The 18,082-nt window shown below is 60.0% G+C and carries 18 protein-coding genes; 13 read left to right on the top strand and 5 right to left on the bottom strand.

The genetic code is table 11. The annotated features are described in order from the left end of the window. Positions 1–13 precede the first annotated feature (13 nt). Together dnaG and rpoD are read left to right on the top strand one after the other, a co-directional pair. Positions 14–1,963 (top strand): DNA primase, encoded by a 1,950-nt coding sequence (gene dnaG / locus ACR0AC_RS01355; RefSeq protein WP_480871689.1) that lies wholly within the window; start codon positions 14–16, stop codon positions 1,961–1,963. 114 nt (positions 1,964–2,077) lie between these two features. Continuing rightward, positions 2,078–4,066 (top strand): RNA polymerase sigma factor RpoD, encoded by a 1,989-nt coding sequence (rpoD, locus tag ACR0AC_RS01350; RefSeq protein WP_170621570.1) that lies wholly within the window; start codon positions 2,078–2,080, stop codon positions 4,064–4,066. A 174-nt stretch (positions 4,067–4,240) separates the two neighbouring features. Here the strand turns inward: rpoD and ACR0AC_RS01345 are convergent, their stop codons facing one another. Continuing rightward, positions 4,241–5,260: a helix-turn-helix domain-containing protein gene (locus ACR0AC_RS01345; protein ID WP_480871688.1), complete on the bottom strand. Its 1,020-nt coding sequence runs from the start codon at positions 5,258–5,260 to the stop codon at positions 4,241–4,243. Positions 5,261–5,580: 320 nt separating this feature from the next. On the opposite strand from ACR0AC_RS01345, the gene ACR0AC_RS01340 reads away from it, so the two are divergent. From ACR0AC_RS01340 to ribD, 6 genes are all read left to right on the top strand, one after another. After that, positions 5,581–6,018 (top strand): thiol-disulfide oxidoreductase DCC family protein, encoded by a 438-nt coding sequence (locus tag ACR0AC_RS01340; RefSeq protein WP_480871687.1) that lies wholly within the window; start codon positions 5,581–5,583, stop codon positions 6,016–6,018. Next, the gene (locus ACR0AC_RS01335) at positions 6,019–6,561 is read left to right on the top strand and encodes a DUF4166 domain-containing protein (RefSeq protein ID WP_480871686.1); all 543 of its coding nucleotides are present in this window, start codon (positions 6,019–6,021) and stop codon (positions 6,559–6,561) included. A 79-nt stretch (positions 6,562–6,640) separates the two neighbouring features. Continuing rightward, a complete protein-coding gene (locus ACR0AC_RS01330; protein ID WP_170451582.1) occupies positions 6,641–7,039 on the top strand; it encodes a hypothetical protein in 399 nt (132 codons plus the stop codon). A 21-nt stretch (positions 7,040–7,060) separates the two neighbouring features. Then, positions 7,061–7,474, top strand: a complete 414-nt coding sequence (locus ACR0AC_RS01325; protein ID WP_480871685.1) for a secondary thiamine-phosphate synthase enzyme YjbQ — start codon at positions 7,061–7,063, stop codon at positions 7,472–7,474. A gap of 120 nt (positions 7,475–7,594) precedes the next feature. Next, positions 7,595–8,065 carry a transcriptional regulator NrdR gene (nrdR, locus tag ACR0AC_RS01320; RefSeq protein WP_170451578.1) on the top strand — a complete coding sequence of 157 codons (471 nt, stop codon included), beginning with the start codon at positions 7,595–7,597 and terminating at the stop codon, positions 8,063–8,065. Then, positions 8,062–9,162, top strand: a complete 1,101-nt coding sequence (gene ribD / locus ACR0AC_RS01315) for a bifunctional diaminohydroxyphosphoribosylaminopyrimidine deaminase/5-amino-6-(5-phosphoribosylamino)uracil reductase RibD (protein ID WP_170451576.1) — start codon at positions 8,062–8,064, stop codon at positions 9,160–9,162. The genes nrdR and ribD overlap by 4 nt, the downstream gene beginning before the upstream one ends. Before the next feature lie 8 nt (positions 9,163–9,170). Here the strand turns inward: ribD and ACR0AC_RS01310 are convergent, their stop codons facing one another. The 3 genes from ACR0AC_RS01310 to ACR0AC_RS01300 form a co-directional block, all read right to left on the bottom strand. After that, the gene (locus ACR0AC_RS01310) at positions 9,171–11,159 is read right to left on the bottom strand and encodes a capsular polysaccharide biosynthesis protein (RefSeq protein WP_480871684.1); all 1,989 of its coding nucleotides are present in this window, start codon (positions 11,157–11,159) and stop codon (positions 9,171–9,173) included. Positions 11,160–11,174: 15 nt separating this feature from the next. Further along, a complete protein-coding gene (locus ACR0AC_RS01305) occupies positions 11,175–12,308 on the bottom strand; it encodes a polysaccharide biosynthesis/export family protein (RefSeq protein WP_480581718.1) in 1,134 nt (377 codons plus the stop codon). Positions 12,309–12,387: 79 nt separating this feature from the next. Beyond that, positions 12,388–13,686, bottom strand: a complete 1,299-nt coding sequence (locus ACR0AC_RS01300; RefSeq protein WP_480871683.1) for a capsule biosynthesis protein — start codon at positions 13,684–13,686, stop codon at positions 12,388–12,390. A gap of 163 nt (positions 13,687–13,849) precedes the next feature. On the opposite strand from ACR0AC_RS01300, the gene ACR0AC_RS01295 reads away from it, so the two are divergent. The 4 genes from ACR0AC_RS01295 (at position 13,850) to nusB (ending at position 16,700) form a co-directional block, all read left to right on the top strand. Beyond that, positions 13,850–14,437, top strand: coding sequence for a riboflavin synthase (locus ACR0AC_RS01295; protein WP_480871682.1), 588 nt, complete (start codon positions 13,850–13,852; stop codon positions 14,435–14,437). 108 nt (positions 14,438–14,545) lie between these two features. Beyond that, on the top strand, positions 14,546–15,667 hold the full coding sequence (gene ribB, locus ACR0AC_RS01290; RefSeq protein WP_170517744.1) for a 3,4-dihydroxy-2-butanone-4-phosphate synthase: 1,122 nt from the start codon (positions 14,546–14,548) through the stop codon (positions 15,665–15,667). A gap of 2 nt (positions 15,668–15,669) precedes the next feature. Beyond that, the gene (locus ACR0AC_RS01285; protein WP_170621576.1) at positions 15,670–16,221 is read left to right on the top strand and encodes a 6,7-dimethyl-8-ribityllumazine synthase; all 552 of its coding nucleotides are present in this window, start codon (positions 15,670–15,672) and stop codon (positions 16,219–16,221) included. Next, entirely contained in the window at positions 16,218–16,700 is a 483-nt protein-coding gene (gene nusB / locus ACR0AC_RS01280; RefSeq protein WP_170621577.1) for a transcription antitermination factor NusB, read from the top strand. Before ACR0AC_RS01285 ends, nusB begins: the two co-directional genes overlap by 4 nt. Positions 16,701–16,856: 156 nt before the next feature. On the opposite strand, the gene ACR0AC_RS01275 is transcribed toward nusB, so the two are convergent. After that, entirely contained in the window at positions 16,857–17,636 is a 780-nt protein-coding gene (locus ACR0AC_RS01275; RefSeq protein ID WP_480871681.1) for a response regulator transcription factor, read from the bottom strand. Positions 17,637–17,730: 94 nt separating this feature from the next. Here ACR0AC_RS01275 and ACR0AC_RS01270 point away from each other — a divergent pair, with 94 nt between their 5' ends. Continuing rightward, entirely contained in the window at positions 17,731–18,036 is a 306-nt protein-coding gene (locus ACR0AC_RS01270) for a hypothetical protein (RefSeq protein WP_170621579.1), read from the top strand. The last annotated feature ends 46 nt before the right edge of the window (positions 18,037–18,082 follow it).

The raw sequence follows: 18,082 nt of genomic DNA, 5'->3' as shown, positions 1-18,082 counted from the left end.
GCAGGTTTGATCCATGTCTTTGCCCCCCGGATTTCTGGATGAGTTGCGCACCCGGCTGAGCCTGTCTCAGGTCGTTGGTCGCAAAGTCATGTGGGACCCGCGCAAATCCAATCAGGGCAAGGGAGATATGTGGGCGCCGTGCCCCTTCCACCACGAAAAAACCGCGTCATTTCATGTGGATGACCAGAAGGGCTTTTATTACTGCTTCGGCTGTCATGCCAAAGGGGACGCGATCAGTTTTGTGAAAGAGACCGAGAATGTCTCATTCATCGAAGCGGTCGAGATTCTCGCGCGCGAGGCCGGGATGCCGATGCCGGCGCGTGATCCGAAAGCGCAGGAAAAACAGGACCGCCGCTCGCAACTGGCCGAGGTGATGGAGCAGGCGGTACAGTTTTTCCGGCTGCAACTGAAGACCGGGGCAGGGGCGGCCGCGCGCGACTACCTGACCCGGCGCGGGCTGGACGCGCAGGCGTTGGATCGGTGGGAGATCGGCTTTGCCCCCGATGGCTGGCAGGCGCTGTGGGATCATTTGACCAATAAGAACGTGGCCGAGGATCTGATCCTGGGCGCAGGGCTGGCCAAGACCTCGAACAAGGGCAAAAAGCCCTATGACACCTTCCGCAACCGGATCATGTATCCGATCCGCGATCCGCGCGGGCGCTGCATTGCGTTTGGTGGCCGGGCGATGGACCCGAATGACAACGCCAAATACCTGAACTCACCCGAGACCGAGTTGTTCGACAAGGGCCGCAGTCTCTACAACCATGGTCCCGCGCGTCAGGCGGCGGGCAAGGGTCAGCCGCTGATCGTGGCCGAGGGCTACATGGACGTGATCGCGCTGGCCGAGGCCGGATTTGGTGCGTCGGTGGCGCCTTTGGGGACGGCGATTACCGAACATCAATTGCAACTTCTGTGGCGTGTTTCGGACGAGCCGATCATTGCGCTGGATGGTGACACGGCGGGCCTGCGCGCGGCGATGCGGGCGGTTGATCTGGCGCTGCCGTTGCTGGAAGCTGGTAAGTCCCTGCGCTTTGCCATCATGCCCGAAGGGCAGGACCCTGACGACCTGCTGCGCGCCGAAGGGCCGGGGGCCGTACAAGCAGTTCTCGATGGTGCGATCCCGATGGTCAAGCTGCTGTGGCAGCGCGAAACCGAAGGCAAAGTTTTCGACAGCCCCGAACGCAAGGCGGCGTTGGACAAGGTGCTGCGCGATAAGATCAAGTTGATCCGCGACCCATCGATCCGGTCCCATTACGGGCAAGAGATCAAGGATTTGCGCTGGCAACTGTTTCGCCCGCAGAGACAGTCACAAAACCGTGCGTGGCAACCGCGTGGCAAATGGCAGCCGCCGAAGCAACCGGCAACGCCGGGCGCGCGGTCGTCATTCCTGGCCTCTTCGGAGAATGCGGATATCCACCTGCGTGAGGCGGCCATTCTGGCCATTGCCATTCTGAACCCGCAGGTGGTTGTTCAGTTCGAACACCAACTTGAGGATATGGAGTGCCGCGATCCGGATCACGCGGCCTTGCGCGATGCCATTCTGCGCCATGCGATTGACGACCCGGACAATCTGAAAGACCACATCGCTGAAACTTTGGGGCCCGAGCCCCTTGAAAACCTGCTGGGCCTTCGCCATGTCGCAGTGATCCCCTGTGTGTTCAAACCGGGCGACGTTGAAAAGGCCGAGATGACGCTGGCCGAGGAACTCGCGAAAATCAAAGCGCTCCGGGGGTTGGATGCTGAGATTGCCGAAGCAACTGAGGAACTGTCCGACTTGGCTGATGAGTCACTGACGTATCGGGTGGGTCAGGCCGCCGAAGAGCGTAACCGCGCAAGCCGCAGCCAGAACGAGGACAGGGCCATTTTCGACATCGCCGACAACGGTGCGCGAATCAACCGCGACGAGAAGGATGCGTTTGAGGCGATCATGTCCGGTATCAATTTCGAGCGGAAACGCCGGTAAAGTGGTGTTTTCATAAGGCACTGGAAAAGAAAAACGGGTAAACGGGTGGCCGAATCAGTTTCACGCGCTAATGATTCGGTTCCAACGAATCACCCATCCCTGCAGGAGCATTGAATGGCCGCCAAGGATACGAACGAAGACCGCAAATCCGACGAGCAGGAACAGGAAATCTCGCTGGACATGAGCCAGGCCCAGGTCAAGAAGATGATCGCCGAGGCCCGCGAGAAAGGTTACATCACCTACGATCAGCTCAATCAGGTCCTGCCGCCTGATCAGGTCAGTTCGGAACAGATCGAAGACGTTATGTCGATGCTGTCCGAAATGGGCATCAACATCATCGAAGATGAAGAGGCCGAAGAGGAAGAGAACAAGGGCTCGACCGAACTGACCACCACGGAAAGCAACCGTGAGGTTGCGCTGGCTGGTGCCGCCACCGAAAAACTGGATCGCACCGACGATCCCGTCCGCATGTATCTGCGCGAGATGGGCAGCGTCGAACTGCTGAGCCGCGAGGGCGAGATTGCCATCGCCAAGCGGATTGAGGCTGGCCGGAACACCATGATCGCCGGTCTGTGCGAAAGCCCGCTGACCTTCCAGGCAATCACCATCTGGCATGACGAATTGCTGTCCGAAGACATCCTCTTGCGCGATGTCATCGATCTGGAGACCACTTTTGGCAACCAGATGGACGAGGACGGCGATGTTCAGGAGCCTGTGGTGGATACATCCGCCGTTCAGGCCGCCAAGCCCGCCAAGGACACCGGCCCCGAACTGGATGCCGACGGCAACCCGCTGAACAATGACGATGACGATGACGACGACGATCAGGCCAACATGTCGCTGGCCGCGATGGAAGCCGCGCTAAAAGATCAGGTTCTGACCACGCTGGAACGGATCTCAACCGACTTCTCGATGCTGTCGGAAATGCAGGACAGCCGGATTTCCGCGACTTTGAACGAGGATGGCTCGTTCAGCGAAAAAGACGAAGAGACCTATCAGAAGCTGCGCGCTGAAATTGTTGAGCTGGTGAACGGGCTTCACCTGCACAACAACCGGATCGAAGCGCTGATTGACCAGCTTTACGGCATCAACCGCCGGGTCATGTCGCTGGACAGCTCGATGGTGAAACTGGCCGACCAGGCCCGTATCAACCGTCGTGAGTTCATCGATGCCTATCGCGGGCGCGAGCTTGACCCGAACTGGCTGGCCGAGATGGCGGAAAAGCCGGGCCGGGGCTGGCAGATGTTCATCGAACGCTCGACCGACAAGGTTGAGGAGTTGCGCAACGATATGGCCCAGGTCGGTCAGTATGTCGGTCTGGATATCTCTGAATTCCGCCGCATCGTGCAGCAGGTTCAGAAGGGCGAGAAAGAGGCGCGGCAGGCCAAGAAGGAAATGGTCGAAGCCAACCTGCGTCTGGTGATCTCGATTGCCAAAAAATACACGAACCGTGGTCTGCAATTCCTTGATCTTATTCAGGAAGGTAACATCGGTCTGATGAAGGCGGTGGACAAGTTCGAATACCGCCGCGGGTACAAGTTCTCGACCTATGCGACATGGTGGATCCGTCAGGCGATCACACGCTCGATTGCGGATCAGGCGCGGACGATCCGTATTCCGGTTCATATGATCGAAACGATCAACAAGCTGGTCCGGACTGGCCGCCAGATGCTGCACGAAATCGGCCGCGAGCCGACACCGGAAGAACTGGCCGAAAAGCTGCAGATGCCGCTGGAAAAGGTTCGCAAGGTGATGAAAATCGCCAAGGAACCGATCAGCCTGGAAACGCCCATCGGCGACGAGGAAGACAGCCAGCTTGGCGATTTCATCGAGGACAAGAATGCCGTTCTGCCGCTGGACAGCGCCATTCAGGAAAACCTCAAGGAAACCACGACCCGCGTTCTGGCCTCGCTGACCCCGCGCGAAGAACGGGTTCTGCGGATGCGCTTCGGCATCGGCATGAATACCGACCACACGCTGGAAGAGGTCGGCCAGCAGTTCAGCGTGACCCGCGAACGTATTCGCCAGATCGAGGCGAAGGCGCTGCGCAAGCTGAAACATCCCAGCCGGTCGCGCAAACTTCGATCTTTCCTGGATCAATAGAAATCAAAGGCGCCCCGGATCCGAGGCGCCTTTTTTCTTTGCCATCACGGTTGGCTAACACGCCAAACACATTGGCGCGAACTCACAAGGATCGGGTTCAGCACATCCTTATATCGGCCCTGTCCACTCATGGGACGGGCCGGGGCGAGGCGCAATCGCTGATGACCCCCGGTTCTAGTTGCGGATCGGGTGTTCGACACGGGTTTTGAAGGCGCTGGGGGCCTGACCCGTCCACCGCTTGAACGCGGTCGAAAATGCCGCCTGATCCGCATATCCCAGCGAATAGGCGATCTCGGCCAGCGGCATCCGGTTGGTGATAAAGGTCTGCGCAAGATCGCATCTCAGGTCTTCGACAATCTCGCGGAAGCTGGTGCCTTCATCCTTTAGCCTGCGGGCTAGAGTTCTGGGACTCATGCCCAGATTGGCGGCGGCCTCTTCGGCCTGAATGATATGGCCGGGCAGCGAGCGGGTGATCAGCCCTTCGACCTTGGCGCGGGTCTTCTGTTGGGGGGACCGGCGCTCGGCCAGGATACGCTCGCCATATTCCAGCAGATGCGCGCGCAGCTTTGGGTCATAGGTTGGGACGGGCAGGTCCAATGAGGACAAGGACAGAATGATCTCCATCCGTTCCGCACCAAAAACAACCGGAAAGCCTGCAAGTTTCTGAAAGGCCTTCGCGTTTTCGCCGATCTCGTGCTGAAACCGCATTTCGATGGGATAGAACTGTGTCTGGGTCAGGTTCCGCATTCGCGCCAGCGCAGCGAACAACAGAAACTCGGTTCTGCGATGATAGCGGGCAAAGCTGGGGTCTTTCCAATCCGCCTCGAACGCTGCGAAATTCCCAGCCATGCGCAGGCTGAACGCTATGGAGGGGTCAATTATGCCGTGAAACCGGGACGTGTTTTCGGTCACTTGCTTCAAATCGCGGGAATACTTGCTGATATATCCTGTCAGGGTTGAAACCGAGGTCACGTCCAACCCGGCCCGCGCGGCAAAGGTGATGTCGCGAAGCGCGTCGCAGGCATAGCGGACAAACAGCGCTTCTTTATGCGCGTCATAGGTCGTGGCGGTGGGATCCACGTGGTCTGGTGCCAACCCGCTTTGCGCAAGAACGCGTTGCGAGGTCGAGGCATTGCCGCTGTGCCGGTCCAGCGATTGGGTCAGGATATGAAGACGGCCAATATCAACATCCATTGCGGTGCCCTAATGCTTTTAACCAAAACCGCCCTAGGTGGTGTGAAACCTGTTAGGCGCATTGGGATCATAGGCTGAAATGTCCGGAAATCGAATGGAATTGTCCGATGCGATCAAGAGATTGCCCCGAACGTATCCTACATCGTCAGTGCTGTCGGGTCGCGACCTTTATGGGGATGAGGTCTGAGCCACCATGCGATCGCCGCGATCGCGCGGAGGCTCCCCGGCACGCGCGCCGTCCCGCCATTCTTGTCGCATTGCCTGATCGAACGCTGCGTGACACCGTGTATTTGCGCAGATCGCGGAAAGGCGGTGATGTCATGCAAAAGCCTGATGTTTCGCGGAAAACTCACGATGGCAGCCTCATCGTCTTTGATGGGGTCTGTGTCCTGTGTTCCGGGTTTTTCCGCTTTATGCTGCGGCATGACAAGGCGCAGGTGTTTCAGTTTGCTACAGCTCAGTCACCATTGGGGCAGCGCCTTTACCGGGAACTCGATCTGCCAACGCAGGATTTTGAAACCAATCTTGTGATTGTGAATGGCGTGGTTCATCAGCGCCTCGATGCCTTCGCAGTGGCGATGGGGCAGTTGCGCGGGCCATGGCGTATTCTGTCGCTGTGCCGGATCCTGCCTAGGTTTGTGAAGGATCCGCTTTATCACGCGATTGCGCGCAACCGATATGCCATCTTCGGAAGTTCGGAAACCTGCCTTGTGCCGGATGCGGCGACCCGCTCGCGCTTTGCTGTGCAAGGGTTTTAGATGGATCCATTTTTGCAGGCTGCGGCGGAACCGACAGGGCTTCCCGAGGCGTTACATGACTTGCACAGCAAGGAAGGCACATACATCGGTCGCTGCGATATTCAGCGGGGACAAGGGTGGCTGGCCGGTTTGTATTTGTGGTTAGGGGGGTTCCCCCACTCCGGGCGCGACGTTTCGGTCAGGGTCACGGTGTCTCGGCGCGGGCCGGGATGGGAATGGAGGCGCGATTTCGGAGGGCATATCACCCAGTCCCGCTTGTCTTTTGATCGACAGTCCAACTGCGTGCGAGAGGATTTTGGTGCCTTGTCCATCTGGTTGAAACCGGTTGTGGCCGGGGCGCGTTTGCAGATCAATATCCGGCGTTTGACCCTGTGGGGCATTGCCGTTCCAAACGCGCTGCTTCCGCAGTCATCAACGGTCGAATGGCAGGACGATCAGGGCCGGTTCCGGTTTGACGTGTCCGCCCGCGCGCCGCTGGTCGGGCAGTTGATCCGCTATCATGGCTGGCTCACGCCCGATCACAGTCACCCGCCAGTGGTCTGAACAGGTTGTGAGGGGGCCTGTTCAGCGCCGGACCCGATCCTAATATTTTGATCACACACAATCAGGGAAGAGATTAACAATGAAACAGATTTTAGCCTGCGTAACGCTCGCGGCCTTTGCCCTTGGCATTCCCGTCACCGCTGACGCCGCCCGCAATGGATACCGAACCGAGCCGATCAACAGCACCGATTTCGAAGTCATCCCACGCGCCCAGCAATTCACGGACGGGTATTGGTGTGCGGCCGCCGATTTTGCTCGGCGCAAATTGGGTGCCGGCTGGCAGCAGCAAATTTACGTCCTGCGCGGATATGGGCCCAGCGTGACCACCGGGCGCAAAACGGCCGTTCAGTTTACGCTGAAAAAACCGGCCGAGGTTCCCGCGCAACCCAGCTTTGTCTTGACGCCCTTCGTTCCGGGGTCCAGCGTATCGGTACAAGGGGCCGAGGCACGGTGCAGGACGCGCCCGTTCATAAACTGACGCAGTGGTGAAACAGCGCGGATGCAGACAGAATTCTCGATCCAGACGCAAGGCCCCGGACTCTATGAATTCACCAAGGATGTGCATCGCTGGCTGAACCCGGTGGCGAAGGATGGCGTATTGACGCTGTTCGTTCGCCACACCTCATGTTCTTTGCTGATTCAGGAAAACGCTGACCCCGAGGTTCAGACCGATCTGCACGCGTTTTTTGAACGGCTTGTGCCGCCCTCGAACCACCCTTCGATGGCCTATCTGCACCACACATATGAGGGGCCGGACGACATGCCAGCGCATATCAAGGCGGCGCTTATGCCGGTCTCGCTTTCGATCCCGGTCTCTGGGGGTCGTATGGCACTTGGGACATGGCAGGGGATTTACCTGTTCGAACACCGGACCGCACCGCATCGCCGTTTGGTCGCTGCGCATCTGGGGTAACCCTTTATCTAGGGGTTGAAAATTCCGACTACCCAAATCCTAGCGGCTGCCCTATAGTTGTGGATAAGTAAGCCGTAGCGCTTACAAAAAGAGGCCGAACATGGGACGAGGAGACGGCGGATGCGCTGCCCGTTTTGCGGAAATATCGACACTCAGGTGAAAGATTCACGCCCGGCAGAGGATCACGTCGCGATCCGCCGACGCCGCTTTTGTCCGGCCTGTGGGGGTCGGTTCACCACCTATGAACGCGTGCAACTGCGCGATCTGGTGGTGATCAAAACCAACGGCAAACGCGAGGATTTTGACCGCGACAAGCTGGAACGGTCAATCCGCATCTCGATGCAGAAACGCCCTGTTGATCCCGAGCGGATCGATCAGATGATCTCGGGGATTGTCCGGCGTCTGGAAAGCATGGGAGAGACCGACATACCCTCCGAAAAGATCGGTGAGATTGTCATGGAAGCTCTGGCGCGGATCGACACCGTCGCCTATGTTCGCTTTGCGAGTGTCTACAGAAACTTTCAGGCGGCCGATGATTTCGAGGAGTTTGTCCACGAACTGCGCCCGCCGCAGCCTCCGACGGACGAGTGAGCGAAACAGATAAGCGATTTATGGCGCTGGCCTTGTCATTGGGTCAGCGCGGCCAAGGGTCATGTTGGCCTAACCCGGCAGTCGGGTGCGTTGTCGTGCAGGGTGGCAGGATTGTCGGGCGAGGCTGGACCCAGCCCGGCGGGCGACCCCATGCGGAAACCGAGGCTTTGGCTCAGGCAGGAGACGCGGCCAGGGGCGCGACGGCCTATGTGACGCTGGAACCCTGTTCGCATCACGGTAGGACACCGCCTTGCGCTGCAGCCCTGATCGAGGCTGGGGTCGGGCGTGTTGTTGCAGCCGTGGAAGACAGTGATCCCCGCGTGGCGGGGCAGGGCTTTGCCATGTTGCGCGAAGCCGGGATCGAGGTTGAAACCGGCGTTCTGGCCGAGCAGGCCGAACGGGATCTGGCAGGCTTTTTCCTGAAGACCGAGCAAGGCCGCCCCTTTGTTACCCTGAAACTGGCCAGCAGCTTTGACGGGCGCATTGCAACCCAGACCGGGCATAGCCAGTGGATCACGGGCCCCGAGGCGCGCCGCGCCGTTCACGCGATGCGCGCGCGTCATGATGCGGTGATGGTGGGTGCAGGCACGGCGCGGGCGGATGATCCGTCGCTGACCGTGCGTGATCTGGGCGTCGCGCAGCAGCCTGTGCGCGTTGTCGTGTCCCGCCATCTCGACCTGCCGCTTATGGGGCAGCTTGCCCGCACAGCAGCCGAGGTTCCGGTCTGGCTGTGCCACGGCCCCCATCCCGATGCCGAACGTGCGCGCGCATGGGACGGGCTGGGCGCGCGTCTGATCCCCTGTGCCTTGCAGGATCATCATATTGATGCGGCGGATCTGTTGCAGCAACTGGGTCAGGCCGGGCTGACCCGAGTGTTTTGCGAAGGCGGGGCCGCGCTTGCAGCCTCACTATTGGAAAAAGACCTGGTGGATGAGCTGGTCGGTTTCACGGCAGGCCTGACCATCGGGGCCGAGGGTTTGGCCGCAGTTGGTCGGTTGGGGCTGGAAAAGCTGGACGCGGCCCCTCGGTTCGAACTGATCGAAACCCGCGCTATCGGTCCCGACATTCTGCATCGTTGGCGACGTCCAACGCAGTGACGTTCCGGTCAGCGCCACAAATGCGCATGTGTGGCAAACGCCCCCTGAAGCTTGGACAGAAACCGGTTCAAAGGCCCCGTTGGCGCGGCCGTGTCACTCACCAACCGATCAACGGCGACTTCGACCGGGCAGGGCTGTCCGGTCAACGGATCCATGAAACGCGGGTAATCAATCAGCGTCGCATGAACCAGCCCCATCAAGGACGGGCGCGCGCCGCGCCGGACAGGCACCGCACCCAGATCGGTTGTCAGCCCCCAACCGGCATAAAAGGGCGCGCCCAGCGTCGTGACCTGAACACCGCGCAAAAGCGCCTCGAACCCCAGAAGCGAGGTCATGGTCCAGACTTCGTTCACATGAGGCAGCAAAGACGCCGGATCGCAATTGTCGAGGATCAGATCCGCCAGTTCCTCCGCCTCAATGCGCCCCTCACGCAGCCCGGCTTCGACATCGGGATGAGGTTTGTAGATCAAAACGGCGTCCGGATTCGCTTCCCGCGCGGTTTGCAGCAACTCAAGATTGGTGCGCACGCCGCTGGTGCCCAACAGGATCGAGGCATCATCCTCAACTTGTCCCGGCACAAGAATGCGGTGCCCATCTGGCAGGGTCGGCGCGGGCTGGCCGGTGTTGTATTTGCTCAGACCGTCCGAGAGCAGCCTGCTGACCAGCCGCTCGGCCCGCCGTTCCTGATCGGGGCGCAGGGTTTCGCGCTGGGCGATCAATTCCTCCAACCGGCTAGGCCGTGTGGGGTCGTAGTAAATCCCCAGATCGTCCGTCACCAGTGACAGAGGCGGAACCAGCTCGGCCCCCAATCCGCGCGAGCGCAAAAAGCCATCCTCGACCCGAATGGCCCCTTCGGCATCCCGGGCCTGATTGGCCCAGACCATGTGGGGGCGATCGGACGTTGTCGGCGGGGCCGAGGTGAATTGCATCTTTTTGTGACGCCCAAACATCTGTTGCAGATGCTTGCGCTTCCACAGCCGCATGCCCGACGCGGTCCAGCCAAACCGATCCTGCCGCCACGCGCGGCTCAGCGCTTCGAGCGTGTCCAGAACGGTTTCCAACTCGCACAATTGGTCCTGATATGGGTCGTACCAGACTGGGTAAAGCAGCATGGATGCCGCGAATAACTGCGGTCGGGTCAGATTGCGGGTGCGGCGCGGGATTGGGTTTTCATCCTGCGTCAGCCCCCAACCCGCATAGAAAGGCTGCCCAAAGACGCGGGGCTTGTGACCGGCCAGAATAGCCTCGAATCCCAGTTGCGACGACAGTGTGTAAACAGCAACCGCGCCTTCCAGCAGGGACCACGGGCTGATCGGGTCGCTTAGAAAGGACACCCGGTCAGACAGGTCCTGATCGCTGAAATGCCCCGCGCGATGGCCGGTCTGCGTTTCCGGGTGCGTTTTGATGATGATCCTTGCGCCCGGGTTTTCCTCTTGCGCGATCACCAGCATTTCGCGGAAGCGGGCATAGTCGCCGCCACTGGCCGTTACTGCCGCATCACCTAGGGTCTGATCGATGACAAGCACATATCCGGGGTCGGGTGGTGCAATATCCAGATCAAAGGCCGAGTATTTGCTGAGATGCAGGTCTTTCAGTCGCGCGATTGCCCCCCGAGCCCGGTCCAGCAGCGCAGTGTCATCCAGCGGGTGCGTGGCCAACAGGGTCTCAAGATCAGATGGCGCAGACGGGTCGAAATGCAGACCTGTTCGATCCAACAGCAGGCCCAGCGGCGCTTCGCCCTGACGACCGGGGTGAAGCGAGCGCAGAAACGCGTCTTCGACCCGCAGGACCGGGGCATCGTACTTACCCGCAACGCGCAGGCCGCGATGGGCGGTCGGACTATTGCCCCAAACCCCAACCATGTCGCCGGGTTTCAGCAGGCCCAGACGAATGTCATAGCCAGCCAAGGACAGGATGCGCCGAATGCGCCGATTGGTCAGAAATCCCCCATTATACACAAACAGCCGAGAGCGCTCCGCCCCGGCTGCGGTGTCCATTTCGGGGGTCACGGATCAGTTGCCGGTCAGGGTCGCGACGTTTGCAACCGGAGTCAGCCCGCCCGCGATAAGCGAGATCGATTTGCTCCACTGCGCATAAGGCGCTTCGGTCACGTAGATCGTGTCGTCGTCGCGGATGACAAAGTCACGGGCGATGAACAGGCCATTCGGCGCGGTGAGGTTGAGCAGGTAGATCATCCGCTGATCGCCTTGCAACTCGGCCCGGCCCGTCACGCTGCGGGCGATGTCCTGACGTTCTTTCCGCAGGATGAAAATCCCAGTCGGATCCGATGACAGGCCTTGCAGGCCGCCGACCTGCGCCAGGGCTTCCAAAGCTGACAGGTCCTGAGTGTCAAAGGCGATACGAGATTGCCCGCCGGTTGCGCCAAGCGCGATGTAGGACCGGCTGTCCGCCTCGACCAGGATACGGTCGCCGCCACGCAGCGCCACATCCAGCCTTGGATTGGTGAACAGGTCTTCATACCAGACCGTACCCTTTTGGTCGCCCCGGATCAGGGTGACCAGCGCAATGTCCGATCCGACGGCCACGCCGCCCGCCTGAGACAACATGCCCAGCAATGTGCGGGTGGGGCGTTCAATCGGGTAAATACCGGGGGCTCCAATTGTGCCTGTCAGCGACACGGTCGAGCCATCGCCGGCAACGCGGCGCACCTCGACCTGCGGGTCAGGGGTTTGTTCCTGCAAGCGGTTGGTGATCAGGATGCGCAACTGCTCGGGCGTGTTCCCGGCGGCGCGCAGGCGTCCGGCATAGGGTACAAAGATGAAACCTTCGCTGTCGACTTGCACTTCGTCCAGCGCAGTGGCCGAGCCGGTTTCGCCAGCCAGCAATCCGTCATCCACGTTTTCCCAGATGGTCAGGCCCAGAACATCGCCGGGGCGCACCGTATCGGCCGCCACGCTTTGCGCACTGCTGAACGACGACGAAAAGCCAAACTGCGGAACGCTGGAGGTTGCCCGTGTGACGCGATCATCAACTTCAACCACGAAGGCATTGCCGCCATTTTCGACCGAGCCTGCCAGAATCTCTGATTTGTTCGGTCCGGATTTGGGAAGCTGACACGCGGCCAAAAGGCCGCAAAGGCCGACAAGGGTAATCCCCCGCATCCATCGGATTGGAAAGCTCTGCACTGCCGATGATCCTCAGTATTCTTAGTTTTGGGAAACTTACCCGCTTCGGGATACAACATCCAGCAGAGGATGCCCCATTTCACTCAACGAGCCGCAACTGTGGCGTCAGTGCCTCGTTGTTTCTGAGGACACTCTGATAAGGATCGTTGGCGCGCAACATCATATCTGCGGCGCGGCGCAGCAATTGCCGGCGCCCCCGGCGCGAATAGAACCCGCCCGGAACCTGACTGGTTTCCAACAGGAACTGACGATAGATGCGGTAGGCCTTGGCGTCCGGCATATCGGGATTTGCATAGAAGTCTTCGATGGCTTGATGCGACACGAATTCTGGTTTGTCATAGACCGATTTGCCGAAGATCCGCAGCGGAATGCCTCGCCACAGCACCTGTTGACCGGCCGTTGAGTTGATCGTGACGGCCGAGTTCGCCTCATCCAGCAGTTTGGCCAGCTTGCCGCCCGGCACATAGTGAACGCGATCTTCGATCCCAAGCGCGCGTGCCATCTGACGTACGCGGCGACGCAGCGGTTCGCGGTGGTTTTCCAACGGGTGTTCCTTGATCACCAGCCGATGATGTCCCGGCGCGCCCTTGGCAAAACCCGTGATCATCTGTTCGAGAAACGCGCTCATCCCTGAGTAATCGGAATGCGCCTGAACCGAGCTGTCGTGACCCAGTTGCAAAAGAACAAGGTGATAGGGGTGGGGGCTTTTGCGGACCAATCCCGTGGACCAACCCCTTTGAATGCGATGGAACGGCATCAGCGCCAGCCGCTTGAAATATAGCCGGAATTCTTTTGACACCGGCAATTCCCGGTGCGGGCGGAAGTTCCGGTAACGGCGGTTCAGGAACAACACGAACCAATGGTAAAGCGCGCCGTAGAAGATGTGCTGGCGCATATCCCCCCAATGCGACGGTGGCGGCGGGGACTGCGTGTCCGAATGCTCCAGCGCCTGTTGCATATCCTCGACATTCAGCGACATGAGGCGCGAGTTTCCGTTCGAGCCGCCACGCTCATACGTGACCCACCAGGGCCTCAGATACCCTTCTTCGAATACATGCACGGTGATGCCGCGCGACCGCGCGATTTCAACGGCGCGCGTATGCACCGGGCGGGTGTCGCCATACAACACAATGTCGGTCACGCCTTTTCCGACGATCAGGTCAATCAGGGTTTCGGACCAACGATCCGGCGTGTCGCGAAAAGGGATATAGCTGGATTTGTCGAACCAGAACGCCCGATCACCTGCGTTGAACCCCACGCGCCAGACTTGCGCGCCCGATGCCTGCAACATCCGCCCAAGGGCGCTGAAAAACGGCCCATGGGGCCCCTGAAGAAACAGGAAGACGCGGTTACTTCGGGCGGTGGTTGAGTGGTTCATCTTGGTGACAATATCCAAACTTCTGGGCGAATCTATGCCGTATCTCGCCAGTTTTTTGTTCAATCCGGCCTTTTTTACCGTGTCGGGTCCTTGCCCGCGCAAGGGGATGGGCGTACCTCAGCTTGTGAAAACACGCTCAGGTTAGGGAACGAGGGTTAACAGGATGTTTACAGGGATCGTCACCGATGTCGGCACTGTCACCGAGTTGGAGCAGCAAGGCGACCTGCGCGCCCGCATCCAGACTGCCTATGACACGTCCGGCATCGATATCGGGGGGTCGATTGCCAGCGATGGCGTGTGCCTGACCGTGATCGCGCTGGGCAACGACTGGTATGACGTTCAGATCAGCGCCGAGACGGTGTCAAAAACCAATCTTAACAGCTGGACCACCGGATCGCGGGTGAATCTTGAGCGCGCCCTGAAGGTTGGTGACGAACTGGGCGGTCATATCGTCTCGGGCCATGTCGATGGCGTTGCCGAGGTTGTTGCGGTTGAAGATGAGGGCGACAGCACAAGGGTCACGTTGCGCGCGCCTGCGAATCTGGCGCGGTTCATTGCGCCGAAAGGGTCGGTTGCGTTGAACGGAACCTCGCTGACTGTCAATGACGTGGACGGTCGTGATTTTGGTATCAACTTTATCCCGCATACCAAAGAGGTCACGACCTGGGGTGATGTTGCTGTCGGGGATCACGTTAACCTCGAAATCGACACGCTGGCCCGGTACGTCGCCCGCCTGGCCGAGATTTCCTGACCGCGAAATACGTCGCGTCCTGACAGGCCAGCGCCGTTTGCGCTCTGGCCTTTGGGCGCAGTGTGGTCTATCCCGCCTTGCAGAAATGCTCTTGTGAAAGGCTGCCCCATGAGCTTTGAAACCCCCGGCCCGGTCGAGGCCCAACTGCGTGACGCGATCAGCCCGATCGAAGAGATCATCGACGAGGCGCGCAAGGGCCGGATGTATATTCTGGTCGATCACGAGGATCGCGAGAACGAAGGCGATCTGGTGATCCCGGCTGAATTTGCCGATGCCGAGGCGATCAACTTCATGGCCACCCATGGGCGCGGGCTGATCTGTCTGCCGATGACGGCCGAGCGCGTGGATGCTCTGGGCCTGCCGATGATGGCCGTGAACAACTCGTCGCGTCACGAGACGGCCTTCACCGTGTCGATTGAAGCGCGTGAGGGTGTGTCCACCGGGATTTCTGCTGCCGACCGCGCGCTGACGGTGGCAACTGCGATCAACGAGCAGAACACCATGGCCCATATCGCAACCCCCGGCCATATCTTTCCGCTGCGGGCGAAACGGGGCGGCGTGCTGGTGCGGGCAGGCCATACCGAGGCCGCCGTGGATATCTCGCGTCTGGCGGGGCTGAACCCGTCGGGTGTCATCTGTGAGATCATGAAGGCTGACGGCACCATGGCGCGTCTGCCCGATCTGGTGGAATTCGCGCAAGAGCATGACATGAAGATCGGCACAATCAGCGATCTGATTGCGTACCGGTCGCGCAATGACAATCTGGTAGTTGAAACCTCGCGTGAAACCGTCAACTCGGAATATGGCGGCGAATGGGAGATGCGGATTTTCACCGACCAGACCCACGGCATCGAGCATGTGGTGATGGTCAAAGGCGATGTGACTACACCAGAGCCGGTTCTGACCCGTACCCACGCCCTGCACGAAGCGCCGGATATTCTGGGCCTCGGCCCCAAATCCTCGCGCGAGTTGCCGCGCGCGATGGAGAAGATTGCAGAAGAGGGGCGCGGCGTGGTCTGCCTGTTCCGGCAGCCGCGTAACTCGCTGTATGCGGCCGAAGATGAAGGCCCGCGCACGATCAAGCAAACCGGTCTGGGCGCGCAAATCCTGTCCAAGATGGGCATTCAGGAACTGGTGCTGCTGACGGACTCGCCTGAAACCGTATATCTGGGGCTCGACGCGTTTGGCCTGTCCATCGTCGGTACCCGTTCGATCCTGAAGGAAGACTGATCATGGCTGCTCAAGACGAACATGGCGTTTTGCCGACACCCAAATTCGACAAGCCGGTGAAGCTGTTGATCGTGGCGGCCCCTTTCTATCGCGCGATTGCAGACAACCTGATCGCCGGTGCGAAGGCCGAGATCGAAGCAGCTGGCGGCGCCTGTGAGGTTGTCGAGGTGCCCGGCGCGCTGGAGATCCCCACCGCCATCGCTATGGCGGACCGCCAGTGCAATTTCGACGGCTATGTCGCACTGGGCTGCGTCATTCGCGGTGAGACCACGCACTATGAGACTGTCTGCAACGACTCCAGCCGCGCCATTCAGTTGCTGGGCCTGCAGGGCCTGTGCATCGGCAACGGCATCCTGACTGTGGAAAATGACGATCAGGCCGAAGTTCGCGCCAACCCCGAAAAGATGAATAAAGGCGGCGGCGCGGCTGCTGCGGCCTTGCATCTGATCGCGCTCAGCCGTAAGTGGGGCTCTTCCAAAAAGGGCGTCGGATTCAAGCCGCCGTCCGAGTCCATCCTTGTGGCGGGCGACAGCAACGGACCCTCGACAGCATGACCAAGACAGACGCGCCGAAACCGGCCAACCAGAAACGCCTGATGAAATCCGCCGCCCGGCTTTATGCCGTGCAGGCGCTGTTCCAGATGGAGCAGTCGGGCCAGACGACCGAAGCCGTCGTGAATGAGTTTCTGGATCACCGGTTTGGCGCTGTCTATGAAGGGGACGAGATGCTGGATGGCGATATCAGCGTCTTCCGCTCGCTGGTGGACAATGCTGTGAACTATCAGGCTCCGATTGACCAGATGACCGACCGTGCGCTGGTCGCCAAATGGCCGATCTCGCGCATCGATCCGACCCTGCGGGCGCTGTTCCGCGCCGCCGGGGCCGAACTGACCCAAAGCGACACGCCGCCCAAGGTGGTTATCACCGAATTCGTCGACGTCGCGCGCGCCTTCTTCCCTGAAGGCAAAGAGCCGAAATTCGTCAACGCCGTGCTGGACCACATGGCGCGTGAGGCCCAGCCCGAGGCGTTCTGAGCCACATCACCGGACGACAAGAATAAGGCGCAGACTCGAAACCGAGCTGCGCCTGAACGTTTGCAATACACTTGTTAAAACAAGCCTCCGGTGTCCACCACTCACAGTTTTATCCAAAGACACCAGCACTTTAACGGAAATCCTCTGACGCGCCACCTATCGATTCCGATAGCGCTGCGGATCGATCAGGCCCAGCTGCATCGCGCGGACCGAGGCGGATTCGCGGGTTGGGGCCTGCAGTTTGTCACGCGCGTTTTTCAGATGGGTGCGTATCGTGATCTCGGACAGGCCCAATTGTTCAGCGATCCTGTCGTTGCGGTGGCCAAGCGCCAGCAGGTTCAGAACCTGCAATTCCCGCAGTGTCATGTCCGGCGCGGTCGGTGCGATGCTGGCGATGTCGTAGACACGGCCATGATTGCTGGGGATGTCCGACCCCAGATTGGTGGCCAGCACGGTGGCCAAGACGCGCATGTCCCGCTGCTGTTCGGTCATCATCAACTGGACGTCCTGTTGGTCCGAGGCCAGCACGACCAGCTTGGCCTCGTTGTCGGGGCAGGGCACGACCAGAGAACACAGGTGGATATATCCGGCCTTCTCCAGATCGTGGTTCAGACCCAGCGCCTTGTCGGAATGGCCATCCGACGGTTTCAGGCTTGCGGCCTGCACGTAAAGGCTTTCCTTGCCGTTCTGAACCTGCGCCAGCATGGGGTCCGCTTCGGCATAGCCTTGCGTGTCGTAGCGGTTCAGCCAGCCCTTGGACATCGAACTGCGCACCCAATGGATCGCGCCGGTCTCGGGCGTGAAGCACACCATGTTCAGCGCGTTGAATCCGATCTCGGCCAGCCGGTCTAACGTGAACTCCCACCGTTCCTGATCGTCGTGACGCAAAGACAGCGCTTCGAGTAGGTCAAGCGCGAACAGGCTGAGGGCATTCATTGAAACTCCGCATACAGTGTCGCACCCCGGCGGGGCGCGGTTTACTCTGTCCGACCATGCGCTATCCTCGTGGCATCAGACAAGGAGCTTTGTGATGCCCAAACTGATCCGCCTTTACATTACGCAAGTTGCATGGGGATTTGTGATCTCGGCTGTGTTTGTCGGCGTGCTGCTGGCGCTGAATGTCGCGAACCTGCGGGGGCTGATTTTCGGGTCCGAGGTCGGGTTGATCGCGCTTGCGATGATCTGGTTCATGAACGGGATCGTCTTTGCCGGGGTGCAGTTCGCCTACAAGATCATGAGCATGGCCGAAAAGCCCGGTGGTCCGCGTCGCGGATCGCCCGTCGTGCACAGCTTCAAGCCCGCTATGGCCAAGCAGGAAGCCCGCGCAGAGCGCTGAATTTCAGGGGAAAAGTGGCGGGACCGCCAGCCAACCGTGCGGTGTG

This window comes from Ruegeria sp. H7, assembly GCF_056532945.1.
The sequence above is the reverse complement of the archived record's forward strand: the minus strand, read 5'-3'. Positions and strand labels throughout refer to the sequence as shown.